This window comes from Streptomyces cucumeris (assembly GCF_024295805.1).
Lineage (GTDB): Bacteria > Actinomycetota > Actinomycetes > Streptomycetales > Streptomycetaceae > Streptomyces > Streptomyces cucumeris.
The window spans coordinates 21,323-36,455 of record NZ_JANCLX010000025.1 but is presented as its reverse complement, the minus strand read 5'-3'; the positions used below and the strand labels follow the sequence as shown (position 1 = coordinate 36,455).

General features: G+C 68.1%; 14 protein-coding genes and 1 pseudogene. 9 read left to right on the top strand and 6 right to left on the bottom strand.

Annotated features, from left to right (window positions below; translation table 11 throughout):
- Positions 1–205 precede the first annotated feature (205 nt).
- Positions 206–649, top strand: a complete 444-nt coding sequence (locus NMK44_RS29350) for a nuclear transport factor 2 family protein (RefSeq protein WP_254748727.1) — start codon at positions 206–208, stop codon at positions 647–649.
- A gap of 192 nt (positions 650–841) precedes the next feature.
- Here the strand turns inward: NMK44_RS29350 and NMK44_RS29345 are convergent, their stop codons facing one another.
- Complete coding sequence (locus tag NMK44_RS29345; RefSeq protein WP_254748871.1) at positions 842–1,750, bottom strand: GlxA family transcriptional regulator; 909 nt, start codon at positions 1,748–1,750, stop codon at positions 842–844.
- A gap of 129 nt (positions 1,751–1,879) precedes the next feature.
- Between NMK44_RS29345 and NMK44_RS29340 the strand changes: the two genes are divergently transcribed.
- Complete coding sequence (locus NMK44_RS29340) at positions 1,880–2,473, top strand: MBL fold metallo-hydrolase (protein ID WP_254748725.1); 594 nt, start codon at positions 1,880–1,882, stop codon at positions 2,471–2,473.
- Positions 2,474–2,766: 293 nt separating this feature from the next.
- Here NMK44_RS29340 and NMK44_RS29335 read toward each other — a convergent pair whose 3' ends face one another.
- The gene (locus tag NMK44_RS29335) at positions 2,767–3,735 is read right to left on the bottom strand and encodes an SDR family NAD(P)-dependent oxidoreductase (protein ID WP_254748723.1); all 969 of its coding nucleotides are present in this window, start codon (positions 3,733–3,735) and stop codon (positions 2,767–2,769) included.
- Positions 3,736–3,790: 55 nt separating this feature from the next.
- Between NMK44_RS29335 and NMK44_RS29330 the strand changes: the two genes are divergently transcribed.
- Complete coding sequence (locus NMK44_RS29330) at positions 3,791–4,213, top strand: MerR family transcriptional regulator (RefSeq protein ID WP_254748721.1); 423 nt, start codon at positions 3,791–3,793, stop codon at positions 4,211–4,213.
- A 208-nt stretch (positions 4,214–4,421) separates the two neighbouring features.
- Here the strand turns inward: NMK44_RS29330 and NMK44_RS29325 are convergent, their stop codons facing one another.
- Entirely contained in the window at positions 4,422–4,769 is a 348-nt protein-coding gene (locus NMK44_RS29325) for a VOC family protein (protein WP_254748719.1), read from the bottom strand.
- Positions 4,770–5,060: 291 nt separating this feature from the next.
- Between NMK44_RS29325 and NMK44_RS29320 the strand changes: the two genes are divergently transcribed.
- The 4 genes from NMK44_RS29320 to NMK44_RS29305 all read left to right on the top strand — a co-directional run bounded on the left by NMK44_RS29320 (position 5,061) and on the right by NMK44_RS29305 (position 9,809).
- A complete protein-coding gene (locus NMK44_RS29320) occupies positions 5,061–7,262 on the top strand; it encodes an MMPL family transporter (protein WP_254748717.1) in 2,202 nt (733 codons plus the stop codon).
- Between the two features lie 5 nt (positions 7,263–7,267).
- Positions 7,268–8,497 (top strand): sensor histidine kinase, encoded by a 1,230-nt coding sequence (locus tag NMK44_RS29315; RefSeq protein WP_254748705.1) that lies wholly within the window; start codon positions 7,268–7,270, stop codon positions 8,495–8,497.
- On the top strand, positions 8,494–9,132 hold the full coding sequence (locus NMK44_RS29310) for a response regulator (RefSeq protein WP_254748703.1): 639 nt from the start codon (positions 8,494–8,496) through the stop codon (positions 9,130–9,132). Before NMK44_RS29315 ends, NMK44_RS29310 begins: the two co-directional genes overlap by 4 nt.
- 113 nt (positions 9,133–9,245) lie before the next feature.
- On the top strand, positions 9,246–9,809 hold the full coding sequence (locus NMK44_RS29305) for a DinB family protein (RefSeq protein WP_254748701.1): 564 nt from the start codon (positions 9,246–9,248) through the stop codon (positions 9,807–9,809).
- 54 nt (positions 9,810–9,863) lie between these two features.
- Here the strand turns inward: NMK44_RS29305 and NMK44_RS29300 are convergent.
- A pseudogene (locus NMK44_RS29300) lies at positions 9,864–10,487 on the bottom strand (transposase); the annotation flags it as partial.
- A gap of 144 nt (positions 10,488–10,631) precedes the next feature.
- On the opposite strand from NMK44_RS29300, the gene NMK44_RS29295 reads away from it, so the two are divergent.
- Positions 10,632–11,267: a hypothetical protein gene (locus NMK44_RS29295; protein WP_254748699.1), complete on the top strand. Its 636-nt coding sequence runs from the start codon at positions 10,632–10,634 to the stop codon at positions 11,265–11,267.
- 829 nt (positions 11,268–12,096) lie between these two features.
- Here NMK44_RS29295 and NMK44_RS29290 read toward each other — a convergent pair.
- A complete protein-coding gene (locus tag NMK44_RS29290) occupies positions 12,097–12,606 on the bottom strand; it encodes a hypothetical protein (RefSeq protein WP_254748697.1) in 510 nt (169 codons plus the stop codon).
- A gap of 133 nt (positions 12,607–12,739) precedes the next feature.
- Between NMK44_RS29290 and NMK44_RS29285 the strand changes: the two genes are divergently transcribed.
- Positions 12,740–13,714, top strand: a complete 975-nt coding sequence (locus tag NMK44_RS29285; protein WP_254748695.1) for a helix-turn-helix domain-containing protein — start codon at positions 12,740–12,742, stop codon at positions 13,712–13,714.
- A gap of 265 nt (positions 13,715–13,979) precedes the next feature.
- Here NMK44_RS29285 and NMK44_RS29280 read toward each other — a convergent pair whose 3' ends face one another.
- Entirely contained in the window at positions 13,980–14,195 is a 216-nt protein-coding gene (locus NMK44_RS29280; RefSeq protein ID WP_254748693.1) for a hypothetical protein, read from the bottom strand.
- Between the last annotated feature and the right edge of the window lie 938 nt (positions 14,196–15,133).

The window sequence follows — 15,133 nt, the reverse complement described above, 5'->3', positions numbered from 1 at the left end:
GTTGAAGCGGGAGGACCTCATCCTCGCGAGCCGATCCCCAGCGACGCCGCCGGCTACGGCAGACCGTGCACCAGGGCGTGTATCGAAAGCGGATCTTGGTGACGAGCTTCCATACTTCAGAGGTAATGGTTTCGGCGTCCCCGGGCAGGCAGGGTGGATGATCTCTCCGCGTCGGAGGACGCGGACCGGGATGGAGAGGCCTGCCATGTCTGTATCCGCACCTACGAACACGCGCACAGTGGTGGAGGAGTTGCTGCGCAGAATTGGCGAGGGCGACCCTGAGCGCATCGCTGAGCTGTATGCCGAGCAGGGCGATTGGAAGCTCGACTGGCCGGAGGCCGAGCACGGCCGCACCGCCACGCCGTGGATCCGTCACCGGTCCTCCCGGGCCGACGCGGCCGCCCACTATCGCGAGCTTGCCGAACACCATGTGCCGGAGGGCGCGGCGACTGAGGTCGAGCGGATCCTCATCGACGGGAACGATGCGGTCGTGCTCGGCGAGATCCGTCAGACCGCCCGGCCAACCGGACGTGCGTATCGAGCCCGGTTCGCTCTGCATCTCACCGTCGAAGATGGCCTTGTCACCCGGCACCATGTCTACGAGGACAGCCTCGCCGTCACCCAGGCATTCGAGGCGGAGAATCGGTGATGGACACTGGGCTGATCACGAAGATGCTGGTCACAGCCACTCGCTGATGGCCGCGATGTGGACCGTGGCTTCGAAGCGGACCGCAAGCTGTCGTATCTCGTGGCCACGGCCCGGTGCTCCCTCCAGCGGTTGATGCCGCATTCGACCGCGTGACGCTCGCGGTGGTCGACGGAGTTCTGCGGGCCGTGTTCCTCACGGCGTGTTCGTGAAGGAGCGGCGGTAGGCGCGGGGCGGTACGCCCCGGCGGCGCACGAACTGCTCGCGCAGGACGGCCGCGCTTCCGTACCCGACACTGTGGGCGATTTCATCGAGGGGCAGTTCCGTGGTCTCCAGGAGTTCCTCGGCTCTGCTCAGACGCAGGCTCCGCAGCCAGGCGTGGGGAGTGGTACCGGTCGCGGCGGTGAACCGGCGGGCGAAGGAGCGTTTGCTCATCAAGGCGCGCCGGGCCAATTCCGCGACGGGAAGCGACCGGTGAAGGTTCTCGCGGGCCCAGGCGAGTACCTCGGCGAGACGCTCGTCGCGGCAGTCTTCGGGGACCGGAGCGGCCAGGTACTGTGCCTGCCCGCCGTCGCGGTGGGAGGGCAACACCACATCCCGGGCGATGGCGTTGGCCACCGCGGCTCCGTACTCACGCCTCAGCAGATGCAGGCAGAGATCGAAGCCTGCGGCGGCTCCCGCGCCCGTGATGACGCGTCCTTCGTCGATGTAGAGGGCGTCGGGCTCGACCGTGACGTCAGGGTGACGACGAGCGAGCAGTTCGGCGAATCGCCAGTGGGTCGTGGCCCGCAGACCGTCGAGCAGTCCTGCGTCGGCGAGCGCGAAAGCGCCCACGCAGTGGGCCGCGACCAGTGAGCCACGCCCGTGTGCGGCCGACAGCGCGTCGATTACGGCGGGAGCGAGCGGTGTGCGGAAACCTGCCCACGGCAGCGCGATCACCAGATCGGCCGAGGCGAGCCGGTCCAGACCGTGCGTGATGGTCAGCGGCACCCCGAGGTCGGTCGGGACCGGCCCTGGCCGGTCGGTGCACAGGGCGAAGTCGAAGGAGGGAAATGTCGCGCCACGCGGGCCGAAAACCTCGGCGACGATGCCGACCGCGAGCATGCCGACTGCGGGCGGGGTGTATGCGGCGATGTTCACGAAGGGAGGCACGGTTCAGTGTGGCACTGATCCTGCGATCAGTGGCACTTGTGCCACTCGTGAACGGCTGTCCCGCCCGCGAAGATTACGTTCATGACAGACGCACCGCTCCGCCGCAGCGCCGCATACACGATCCTGACCACCGGATACGTCGGTTCCACCGGCCCCGGCGTCGCCGCCACCGTCTCCTACATATCCGACGCGGACCGGCATGTGATATTCGACCCGGGCATGGTCGCGAGCCGCGACCACATCCTCAGCCCACTCGCCGAGTTGGGGCTCGGCCCCGACGACATCACCGACGTGGTGCTCAGCCATCACCACCCGGACAACACCATGAACGCCGGCCTGTTCGGACGGGCCCGGGTACACGATCACAAGGTAGAGTACCTCGGCGATCAGTGGCGGAACCGGGATGCGGAGGGGTACGAGCTCACCCCGTCGCTACGGCTCATCCGCACCCCGGGCCACAGCGCCGAGGACATCACACTGCTCGCGGGCACGGACGCGGGCGTCGTCGCCTTCGCCGGTGACCTGTGGTGGCACGCCGACGGCCCGGAAGACGATCCAGTAGCCCCCGACCGTGCGCTGTTGCGCGCCTCCCGGCTCCGGGTCCTGGCCGTCGCCGACCTCATCGTGCCCGGCCACGGCGGCCCGTTCAGAGCCGACGACACCACGCCACGCTAGCTGTCCTGTCCCGGCGCGGGCTGCGTACATCACAGGACAGGCGTCTGAGTGGCGCCTGTCCTGTGAACGGCGGCCTCTTCTTCGCCCCCGACGTCTCCGTGATGCCGGGTCTGGCGGCGGGTGACGAGCGCACACGGCCGCGCTGCCCGACCCCAACGACGGTGCCCGGCGCGGTCGCGGCTCGGAGCGGGCAACGGCGGCGATCGGTTGGCCGCTCGGACGGGTGCGGCAGCGTTCGGTGAGGCGACGCCGACCCTCGACTGTGAGACGCGCATTGCGGTGCGACGGGGCCATCAGACGATCACAGCGGAACCGGTCACGGCGACGGACAGCTCCCACAGTCGTGCGGCCGAATCCAGGTCGATGGCGTATGCCCGGACGCCGCCATCGTCCATGGGGGTCTCGGGGGCGGAGACGCCGGCGATGTCGCAGTCCTCCAGATAGAGGCCGCCGAGCCCGTCGAGGAGAGGGGATGTGGCGGCCCACAGGCCGGTGGCGGCGCCCTGAGCCGGAGTCTTGAAGCCGGCGCCGATCACATTGCCGTGCTCGTCCACCCACCCGCGGTCGATCTGCTCCTGGAGCGCCATCTCCCGTTGCAGTCCGGTGATGATCTTGCCTGGGTGGAGCGCGAACGCGCGGACGCCGTCGCCGCGGCCGAGGGCGTCGAGGTGCACGGCGAAGAGGGCGTTGGCGGTCTTGGCCTGGCCGTAGGCCAGCCACTTGTCGTAGCCGGTACGGAAGTGCGGGTCATGCCAGCGAATGTCGGTCAGGGTGTGGCCGGCGGAGCTGTTGACCACGACGCGGGCACTGCTGGCGGCGGCCATGAGCGGGTAGAGCTCACAGGTGAGGGTGAAGTGGCCGAAGTGGTTGGCGGCGAGCTGGCTCTCCCAGCCGGGCCCCACGTGTCGTTCAGGGGTGGCCATGACTCCGGCGACGGCCATGAGCAGGTCGATCTTGTTCAGGGATTCGCCGATCCGTGCGGCGGCGGCGCGCACGCTGCCGAGGTCTGCCAGGTCCATGGGAATGACCTCGCAGCCCTCCACGTCCGCGAGGACCCCGCGGGCGATGTCGGGTCGGCGTGCGGGGACGAGGACCTCGGCTCCGGCGGCTGCCAGGGCGCGGGTGGTTTCCAAGCCGAGGCCGGAGTAGCCCCCGGTCACGACGGCGCTCGTGCCGGAGAGGTCATGGCCGGCGGTGACGTCCTGCGCGGTGCTGGTGGCGGAGAAGGGCGAGCCGAGCGGCTGCTGATCAGTGCTGGTCATGCCGACGACGCTACGATCTAGAGTGAGGTCTAGATCAAGTCCTAGACTGCGGCGCATGGCAACCAGCGAGACTCCTGCGGATCCACTGAGCATCGGCGAGGTAGCCGAGCAGACCGGGCTCAGCGTCCACGCTCTGCGCTTCTACGAGCGCGAGGGTCTGCTGGTCGGACCAGTCCAGCGCACCTCCGGCGGTCGGCGGCGGTACACCGCCTTCGATGTGGACTGGCTCCTGATCTGTGTCAAGCTACGGGAATCCCAGATGCCGTTGGCCGACCTCAAGCGGTTCGCCGAGCTCGTGCGTCACGGTCCGGGCAACGAGGCGGAACGTCTGCAACTCCTCGACGCCCACCGGCAGCGCGTCGACGCCCAGATTCAGGCGCTGGAGGAGTGCCGCTCCGTCATCACCTGGAAGGTCGGCGTCTACGCGGAACACCTCGCTCGCGGCGAGGCCGAGGGGCTCTGGGCCCCGACGACCTGAGTCCAGAAAAACCTTCCGTGTGGAACCTGAAGACCTGACGAACGACCAGTGGACCCCGATCCCATGACCTGTTCCGGCGCCTCGCCGCGAGACGTGACATGGGCCCGGATCGTCACACAGCTCCTGGCCGAGGCCGACGCGAAGGGCCTGCTCACCTGGAGACGTGAACGTCGACATCGGCACTTCCACCAGGCATGGGAGAGGGCCGTCAGCAGTGACCCAGCACGTTGACCACTCGTCCGCTGGGATCACGGACGAAGAACCGCCGCACGCCCCACTCCTCATCCTGCAAGGGGTGAATGATCTCCGCGCCGCTCGCCCGCATGACCGCATACGCCGCATCCACGTCGTCCACCTCGACGCTCATGTCCGGAGCGACAGGCGCGGTCTTGTCGCTGGTCATGACGTTGATCTGCGCTGCCGGGCTGGACGGGGACGCGAGTGTCATGATCCAACCGAGGTTCATGACCTCCTCGAAGCCCAGCAGGCCATAGAACTCCCGGCTCTCCTGCGCGGCCTCCGACTGAATGTTGGGCACGACACGGCGAATGGCCATCGACGACTCCAAACGAGAAAGAAAGTGTCTCCGTCTCCCCAGGAGTACTACGACACGTCCACCACCGCACGCATTTCCCTACCTGCCCTGGCCCTACGGCGCTGACGGGGGAGGACGCTTCGGGTACACCCCAAGGGGCGCTCGACTTCCTCCATCGGGAAGCAGCAGGCGCATGAAGACCGCATGACGTACGGGGGCTTGCCCCACTTCGCCGGTCCACTGATCGGTGGACGGCAGGTTCAACCTGATGCCTCTGTCCACCAACTTCCCTGGTCAGCAAGGCTTTGACCTATGAAGTCACTTACTGTGCGCATGGCACGCTGGAGCGCGCGGCACCCCTGGCGGGCGGTCGTCGGATGGCTGGTGTTCGTGGCGCTGTGCCTGGCCGTCGGCGGGGCCGTCGGCACCAACAGCGCCACGACGGCGGACTACCGCATCGGCGAGGCGGGCCGGGCCGAGGCGATGGCGGCCGAGGGGCACCTGGAGCGGCGTTCCACCGAACAGGTGCTCATCTCCGCCCGTTCCGGCACCCTCGACAAGCCGGCCGCCGAAGCGGCCGCGCGGGACCTCACGGCCCGGATGAAGCCACTGCCCGAGGTCGCGGGCGTGGCCAAGCCGCTGTGGTCCGGCGACGGCCGGATCCTCATGGTCGAGGTGGCGCTGAAGGGTGAGGAGCGGGACGCGGACGACAAGGTCGACGCGCTGGTCGCCCAGACCGAGTCGGTTCAGAAGTCCCACCCACGGCTGCTGATCGAGGAGACCGGATCCCCTTCCACCAGCAAGGGAGTCGACCAGCAGCGCAACGATGACCTGGCGCTCTCCGAGATGATCACGCTTCCGGTCACGCTGGTGACACTGCTGTTCGTCTTCGGTTCGGTCATCATGGCCACGGTGCCGCTGCTGCTCGCTCTGACGTCGATCGCCGCGGCGTTCGGGCTGTCGATGGTGGCCTCGCATCTGTCTCCCGACGCCGGGGTCAGTGCCAACGTCATCCTGATGATCGGCCTGGCGGTCGGCGTCGACTACACGCTCTTCTACCTCAAACGGGAGCGCGAGGAACGGGCCCGCGGCGGCGGGCGGCTCACCTCCGAGGCACTGGTGGAGCTGGCGGCGGCCACGTCGGGCCGTGCGGTCGTGGTGTCGGGGCTGGCGGTCATCGCCTCCACCGCGACGCTGTATCTGGCCTCCGACGTGATCTTCTCCTCGCTCGCCACCGGCACCATCGTGGTCGTCCTGGTCGCCGTGGCCAGTTCTCTGACCGCGCTGCCCGCGCTGCTGACCATGCTGGGGAAGCGGGCGGAACGCACAGCACAGCGCCGGGCGGAGCGCGGCAAGCCGGCCCGGCGGACGCGCGGCGAGGGCGGCGGGCGGATCTGGACGGCTCTGCTGCGGCCCGCCGCTCGGCACCCCCTCGCCACGCTCTGCGCCTCGGTCCTCGCCCTGCTCGCCCTCGTCCTTCCGCTGACCGAGCTGAAGATCACGGAGATGAGCCGGGACACTCATTCCCGCGAGATTCCCGCGATGCGGGTGTACGACCGCCTCAACGAGGCGTTTCCCGAGCAGAGGGTCACGCATGACATCGTCGTACGCGCCGACGCCTCACGTGCCCAAGAGATCACCGCGGCGCTGCGCAGGCTCGCCGAACGGACCGACCGCGACCCGCTGTTCGCCGACAGCTCATGGATCAGGACGTCGGCCGACCACCGGATCAGCGTCCTGCAGCTGAAGACGCCGTACCTCGGAAACTCCCGCCAGGCCCGTGACTCCCTCGATCATCTGCGCCACGACCACCTGCCTGCCACCGTGGGCCGGGTCGAGGGCGCGGAGTACGGTGTCAGTGGCGATGTCGCCCGCTACGCCGATTATCCGGCCCACCAGAACAGTAAACTCCCCCTGATCATCGAGGCGTTGCTGCTGGTGACGTTCGTGATGACCGTGTACGCCTTCCGTTCCGTGGTGCTCGGCCTGATCGGTGTGGTGCTGAATCTGCTGTCGGCCGCGGCCGCGCTGGGACTGCTCGTCCTCGTCTTCCAGGGAACCTGGGCCGAGGGGTTGCTGGACTTCCACTCCACCGGCTCGATCGGGTCGCGCGTCCCGCTCTTCCTCTTCGTGATCCTCTTCGGACTCTCCATGGACTACCAGGTGTTCGTGGTCAGCCGGATCAGGGAGGCCGCGCTCGCCGGCGTCCCCACGCGCCAGGCCGTGCTCGACGGGATCCGCACCTCGGCGAGCGTGGTCACCAGCGCCGCGGTCGTGATGACAACGGTCTTCGTGAGCTTCGTCTTCCTGCACCTCATCGAGATGAAGCAGATCGGCTTTGTCCTCGCGGCAGCCGTGCTGCTCGACGCCTTCGTCATCCGCATCATGATCCTGCCGGCGGCCCTGCTCATGCTCGGCGAGGCGACCTGGTGGCCGTCACGGCCGGGTCGGGGTACGGCGGCGGCCGCACCGGGGGATACGGCGCCCGAGCGACCGGTGATCGGCATACGTTAACCGGTATGACTGCTCTCGCCGGGCCCTCCGCCGACTCCTTCTGGGCCGCTTCGCTGCGCCGCTGGAACGCGGTGTGCTGGATACTGTTCGCCGTGATGGCCCTCGGGCTGGTGGTGAAGGACCAGCCCGGCGGGAGCAGGTACCTGGCGATCGCACTGCTCGGCTGCGTGATGCTGTGCTATGCGCTCCTCGACCGCTTTCCCGGCAATCCCGTCGTACGGCCGCATGTCTATCTGTATGTGCTGGTGCTCGCGCTCGGTGGGCTCGCCTATCTGCGGAGCAGTTACGCGGCGCTGTTCATGGTGACACTGCCGCACTACTGGATGTTCGGGCGGACCCCCAGGGTTTCCATGGGGTTCCTGGGGCTGGCCACCGCCGCGACCGTGGCGGGGAGCTGGCTCCGGCAGGGCTGGTCACTGGAGTTCGTCAGCGAGACGCTGGTGTCCACGTTGGTCGTCGTCGCCGTGGGCGTCCTGATCGGGCTGTGGGCCCACTCGGTGGTCGACCAGAGCGCCGAACGGGCACGGTTGATCGTCGAGTTGGAGCGGACCCAGGAGGAGCTGTCCGAGGCGCATCAGCGGCAGGGGGCGGCGGACGAACGGGAGCGGATGGCCAGGGACATCCACGACACCCTCGCGCAAGGGTTCGCGTCGATCGTCGTGCTCGCGGAGGCGGCCCGGGCCGGGCTCGCCTCCGACCCGGCACGCAGCACCCGGCAACTGTGCTCGATCGAGTCGACGGCCCGCGAAAACCTCGCCGAGGCACGGGAGCTGGTGAGCTCGGCACACCGGCAGGACGTTGCGGCCGCCGGCTCCGTCGCACAGACACTGCGCCGTATCCTCGACCGATTCGCGGAGGACTCGGGGCTCACGGTGGCCGCCGAGCTGACGGATGTCGTATGCGACCAGCAGACCCGGATCGCGCTGCTGCGCTGCACCCAGGAGTCCCTGGCCAACGTCCGCAAACACGCGCGGGCGTCCACGGTCGGGGTGATCCTGGCCCACCGGCCGTACGGGGTGGAGCTGGAGGTCACCGACGACGGCACCGGTTTCGTCCCCGAGGAGTCGACGGGCTTCGGGCTCTACGGGATGCGTAAACGCCTGGCGGAACTGGGCGGCCGACTGACGGTCACCAGCTCGGTCGGCGACGGCACGCGGGTTCTCGCGGTCATTCCGCTGGAGACGCCCGCGGGCCGTGGCGAAGAGCGCGACATTGAGAGCGAGGGGACGGGATGACTCGGGGACGAATCCGGGTGGTCGTGGTGGACGACCACGCCGTGATGCGGGCGGGCGTGGTCGCCCTGCTCGAGGGCCAGGATGACATCGAGATCGCCGGGGAGGCGGGAGACGGCAGGGCCGCCCTCGAACTCGTCGAGCAGTGCGCCCCCGACGTCGCGCTGATCGACCTGCGGATGCCGGTGCTCGACGGTGTGGGCACGACCGCCGAAATCGTCGCCCGATACCCGCATACCCAGGTCCTGATCCTGACGACGTACGACACCGACCAGGACATCGAGCGTGGAGTGGAGGCCGGTGCCATCGGCTATCTGCTCAAGGACACCACCCGCGAACAGCTCGCCGACGCGATCCGCTCGGCGGCACGGGGTGAGACGGTGCTCGCGCCCCGGGTCGCCGAGAAGCTGATCGCGCGTATGCGCCGCCCGGTCCAGGACCCGCTGACCGCACGCGAGATCGAGGTTCTCAACGCCGTGGCCGACGGCCTGACCAACGCTGAGATCGGCAAACGCCTCGTCATCGGGGAGGCCACGGTCAAGACCCATCTCCTGCGCCTGTTCGCCAAGCTCGATGTGAACGACCGGACGCGTGCGGTGCTGGTGGCCCTGGAGAGGGGGTTGCTGCGGTTGCCCTGACGTATGTCGTCTCTGGCCTGGCGCTCGCTCGGTATACTCATGCTGATCTCGGGCGGGAGTCTGCGGTCTTGCGAGGGTCGCAGCCAGGTCTCCGCTGTATGTAGTGTGCGGAAATGACGAGAGGCGAGCGGCTCGCGGAGCAGTTGGACTGGCACTGGCACAAGAACCTGCGGCCGCGGCTGGACGGTCTTTCCGATGAGGAGTACCTCTGGGAGCCGGTGCGCGGCTGCTGGAGCATCCGGCCACGTGGCACGTCGGCCGCACCGATGTCGGTGGGTTCGGGGGAGTGGACGATGGACTACGCGTCCACTGACCCGGTGCCGGCGCCGGTGACCACGATTGCCTGGCGGCTGGCGCACATCATCGTCTCCTGCCTGGGCTATCGGGTCGGATGGTACTTCGGCGGCCAGGACGTCGACTCCGAGACATTCGCCTACGCGGGCACGGCCGACGAGGCGCTGAAACAGCTCGATGAGATGTACGGAAGATGGAACGAGGGCGTCCGTGCCCTCTCGGACGCTGACCTGGAGAATCCGCCCACGGTGGGCCCCGAGCGGTTTCCCATGGAGAACAGGGTCCTGCACGTCAACAGGGAGCTGATCCATCACGGCGCTGAGATTTCCCTGCTGCGCGACCTCTACCGCTGGCAGGACGGAGCCGTACCGCACCGAACATGACTTCTCGGCAGCCGGCAACCGAGCTTCGAAAATTTACGTGGACTCCCTGACGCCCCGTGGCTGCGAGCTCGAGTGAAGCTGGGCCCTCTTGAAGTAGCTGGTCAGGGTGGTGGCGTAGGGTAGTTCGGCGTGGTCATGCTGGTGTTGGACGGAGGTCTCGGGTCCGTTCCGGGGAGGGCGTACGCCCTTGCGGTCGTAGATGCGGGGTGGCTTCGGCAGGTGCATCACCCGGTCGCTACGGATCCGGCCGACCGGTTCAACGGGAAGATCCCGCAGCACCGAGGCCGGACGGGTGGCGTCATAGCCGGCGTCCATGACGATGGTGATGTCCGGGTCCCGGGACTGCCAGTGGCCAGCCGCAACGAGCCCCTCGGCCACGGCCCTCAGCTGGGCCGCAGTGATCGCGGTCGCGTCGTCCTCGGGCCCGAGCCGGAGCACGTCCAGGATCCCCGTCCATGACGTGGCCTCGGGCTCCAGGAGGGCGACGAAGGAGTGCGGCCAGCCCGGGATGAACTGCGACGCGGACTTCGCCCGCCCGTAGGCATGGCAGAACAGCCTGTCCGCCGAGCGCGGTGCGTCCGACCGCAACCACGGCGACACGCCGACCGCGAGCACCAGGCGCCGCCCCTCGAATCGGGGCAGTGGCGGCCCGGCCAGCAGGGTTCGTAGCCGCTTGATGAACTCGCCTCGGAGGCGGGATGCACGGGTTCATCTGCAGAGCTGGGTACATGCTGATGCAAGGGTTCAGGTTGCCCTCTGGCCGAGGGGCAACGGTGATCGAGATGGCATGCGTACAGGCGGAGATTCCGGGGGAGTCGGGGCATGAACGACAACGGCGCGTTGTATGGGCTGCTCGGGGCGCTGGGGGGAGCTGGGATCGCCGGCCTGGCGACGGTCTGCGGCCCGGCACTTCTGCATCGGCGCCAGGCAGAGCAGAGGACGAGTGAGGAGCAGACTCGTCGAAGGGAAACAGAGATCACTCGCCTGCTGAAGATGCGCACCACGGGGCGAGCATGGGTCGATGCGCTGGAGCGCACCGTCCAAGATCTGGAGGCCCATCGTCCTGTGGACGTCGACCGATTCGATGAGAAGATCGACCGAGTCACCGCAGAAGCTACCGAGGCTGGGCACGCCCTCGCTCACAGTGGTCTTTGGCTCGAATCGCAGGACACGCCACCACACGGCATCCCTGTGGTCCAGGCTCCCCCTGGCCGTTCGGAAGCGGACGATGCAAACGGGTCTGCCTCCGCAGCTCTGTCCCAGCTCCTGGGCCAGTTGCGAGAGGCGACCCACGAAGTCCGTGCCGAAGTCCTGCTGAGCCCTGCCCGGCAAGAGGTCCCGGTACGTCGCGAGATTCTGGAGGCCCTGGAGCGGGTCAGGGCCGCGCGTGCACAGCTGAATGCTGTTCTCCTCGAACAGATCGACCACATCAACGGAGGTCGCACACGCCGCGCATAGCAGTGGGATGGCCTGTCGCCGACCACCCCGAAGACAAAGAACGAGCTCAGCGCTCTCGAACCTCAGCAGCCTTCCGAGGGTCCTGCGCCAGGTGACGAAAAACTCGTACCCATAAGAATCTGTACGTTCGCCCGCTCTCCGGGTCTGCTGGAATTCGACATCGATGCCCTCGGGGCTCGTGAACTCCTCGGGGACGCCGGGCTCCTCGCGTCGTGGCGTGACACTCGTGAGGACTCAACCCGGGGTATCGCCGAGGTGAGCTCAGAAGCCGCCAATACTTGATCTTGGTCAGCCGGTAGCCCCGAGGATGTTGACGCGGTTCGCGTACTCGCGGTCGCATTCGACCCTAGCTGTCAGCAAACCCTGTCATCAGCTTCCATCGGATCTGATTGGATCTGCGCCGGCACCAGGCCCCGGAAAGTCCGGGTTCATTGGACCCGGACGACGCCTGTCACCATTCGATCGTTTGCCGACAGGTGGCGGGCCGCCCGGTACCGGAGCCCGGGGGCGTTGTATTCCACGGGGCCCGCGGTCCGGTGCGGGCCGGACAGTGGGAGGGCTCCGGGTGAGCGGGATCGATCCGTACGACGTGCTTCAGCGGCAACTGGCCGGGGACGGAACATGCGCTTGGGCCCAACGTCTCCATCCAGGCCCCGCCGCCGTAGCGAGCGGGGCCGGGATGTCTTTCGCGAGACCTTATGGCGGCGCGGTGACCTGTGGGAAGGTACCGTCGTGGAACGGTGATTCCGTCCTGCGCAGGTGCGCGCAACGGCCTCACGGAGTGGTGCTGAGGCTCGCGTCGCCCTGCACCACATGCACAGCGGCAACCTCAGCGAGGGTTGACCATCCACGTGGAGGTCTCGCAGCGGCTGCCTTGGCAGATGCGCACGCGAAGGCCGTCCAGCCTGTCGCCGTCGCTGTGCCCGTAGTAACCCTCCCAGGGTTGGTAGTCGCCGCGGCAGCCCTTGGTGTTCTTATGCTTTGTGCCGTGGGAGATGTACTGCCGCTGCTGGTTGTAGCTGTACTGCGATCCCTGCATCTGCAGCGTGGGGCCCTTGGCGTCACACTTGGTGTCCTTCAAGGACATCTTGACGTAGGCCGTAGTGCTGCTGGTGAATTTGACTGTCGCGCTGCCACAGGCCCCGGTGAAGCAAAGGTCCCTGCGAACCGACGCCGCGGCGTCGGCGGACGAGGGCACTCCGGTGGCCGGCACGGTCACGGCCGCACTAGTGACGGCGTTGGCCGGTGCGGGAGCCGCTGTGGCGGGCGCTCCGAGGGCAAGGCCCGCGCCGAGCGCTGCGGTCGACAGGGCGATAGTGACGCGTTTGTGCACGTTCATGGTCGTGATTCCTCCGTGGTCCGATTCGTGAATCTGGCTCAGACCAGAAGTGTGCCGTTGGTCCGGGCTTGGGTAATTGACACAGAGCGCATAGTCGTTGTCACGGTGTGAACAACAAGACAGGGGCGGGACAATGGGCTGGGCCGAACTGCATACGGCCAGCGTGCCGAAGGCTGAGAGGTTCGGCTGGTGGCTCGACCTGCTGATGCAGGATCTTGCTCCCACACACATCGCCAGTGAGCACCGCGACGACTTCCAGGGATCGACCGCTGCATTGGAGCTCGGGCCCGTCAAGGTGTCCGTCCTGTCGTTCCCACCCTTGACCTCGGTACGAACCGCGCGGTTGATCCAGCGGTCCGATCCCGAGTTGTGGGAGCTGGGCTACATGGCCAGCGGGATCATGGTGGTGGACCAGGCACGCAACCACGCTCAGGTCGGAGCAGGCGACCTGCTGCTGTACGACACGTCACAGCCGGTGCAGATGCAGATGCCCGAGGGCGGCTGGCTGACCATCCTCCACCTGCCGAAACCTGCGGTGCCACTTCCGGACCGGTCGATGCGGGACCTTCTGTCACGCCAGCTTCCCGCGCAGGGGGCCGGACCCCTACTCGCGGGGTTTCTCCAAGGACTGACTGGTGGCCAATGGAGCGAGTTGGAGGCCGAACGTCTCGGAGCGGCCGCAGTCCAGCTCGCCTCCGCCTTCCTCGGCGGCCTCGCGGACCGGGAGGGTCTGCTGCCGCCGGAGACCCAGCAGGCCGCGCTCCTGCGCCGCGTGAAGGCCTTCATCGAGGGGCATCTGACGGAACCCCGATTATCGCCGCAGACAATCGCGGACGCCCACAACATCTCGGTGCGCTACCTGCACCAGCTCTTCCGCCCAGAAAAGCAGACCGTGAGCGCCCTCATCCGGGAACTCCGGCTGGACCGGTGCCGGACCGACCTGGCACAGCCTGGCTGTGCCAGCCACCCCGTCGGAGCAATCGGAGCGCGGTGGGGGTTCACGGATGCTGCGGTGTTCAGCCGGACCTTCAAAGCAGCCTTCGGGATGCCACCTGGCGAATACCGCAGATGGTTGGGCGCATGCAGAGGTGCCAGCGATCGTTCCTGACAGGCCCCGGATTGCGGGGGAGCTGCTGCTGCCGCGATGTAGCCGAGCCCGTGGTCGCTCCGCTCAGCGCGCCGCCACCGTGGTGGTCCGTCTGGCGAATCCGTCACGACGGGGGGACCGGGGGGGGGGGGGGGGGGGGGGGGGGGGGGTAGCAGACCACGGCGCCAGGAGGGGGCCCGGGGGGTTGTCCGGCCGTGGGGGCCGCAACCCCGCCCGGTCGGAGATGTCCGCGCGGCGGCCGGCCGGACTCGCCGCGCGTTGGCGTTCACCGCCTCGTGACAGCGAATCCGAGGCCAGCCACCAGCACTGCGGCGGCCGTCCAGCCGACGCCCAGGGGGCCGGTCAGCTCAGGATGCTGGTAGGTGACGTAGACCAGGCCCGCCACGGTGAGCAGGATCATCCCTACGGCCAGCAGGAGCACGTACACCCGCATGTCGTGGTGCTGGTCATCGCGACGCGGGGCGTTGGGGTCGGTGGTCATCGGATTGTCCTTCGGATTCGGACATGCGGGTATCGCATGCGGTGAGCAGAACTGGAGTGAGACCCCGGGGACCAGTCGGGCATGCGGTTGGGGTCGTCCCGGCACAGCGCGAGCTGCAGGCAGCACTGTGGGACAAGCAGCCGTTAGCGGCGCAACCTCGCTGGTGTGCCGGTGACTATGACGATCGAGAGAACCCCATTCAAGAGAATCTGGCGCTCTGACCTGCGTTTTTGCTGCCCAGGTTCCCTTGAATGGGCCATGTAGCAGTGATACGGGCAAGTGGCGCAACTCGGGGTGAGGTTGATCGGCCGGTCGGTGGGGCGCTGGTAGCGGAAGCAGATTCGACCGGTCGCCGCGCCGCCGCCTTGAGCGCGCTAGTCACGTACGGCTTGAGCGCATGCCCGTGCATCAACGGGACCGGGGCCCCGGTCGCTTCGTCCAGCGGCGGCGTATCCCAGCGCACCCCATGTGCGGGGGAGGGCGATCCAGTTGCCTGCACCGGCTCGCACCTCCACAGCGCATCCGGGTGCCCTCAACAAGCAGCCGGTGCCCGGTAGTACCAGCAGCGTTGCGTGGTAACGGGCCGTCAGGTACGGCACGGGGCCGCGGCGGTCGAGGTGGACCATGATGGCCATGCCAAGCTGGCGGGGGTAGGCCACGGCGTCGAAGGGCTGCGTGGGGGTGATGACTGATACGCCCGGCGCCTCGAACTCGTCGTAGATCCGTTCAGTCGGGATGAGGCTCCATCGCGGAAACGGCCGGGCGCCGGGGGCCAGCCACGCGGTACTGGGGCTGGCCTCGTCGCGGCAGGTGCAGCCGCCCCTCGGCCGGAAACGGTGGCCCCGGGCGACCGGCCACCCGAGCATGGTCCGGTAGGCCGTTGCGTGGGCGGCGTCTCGGGCTGGCATCTTTCCCCCTGTGCAGCACCCCGCCGCAGC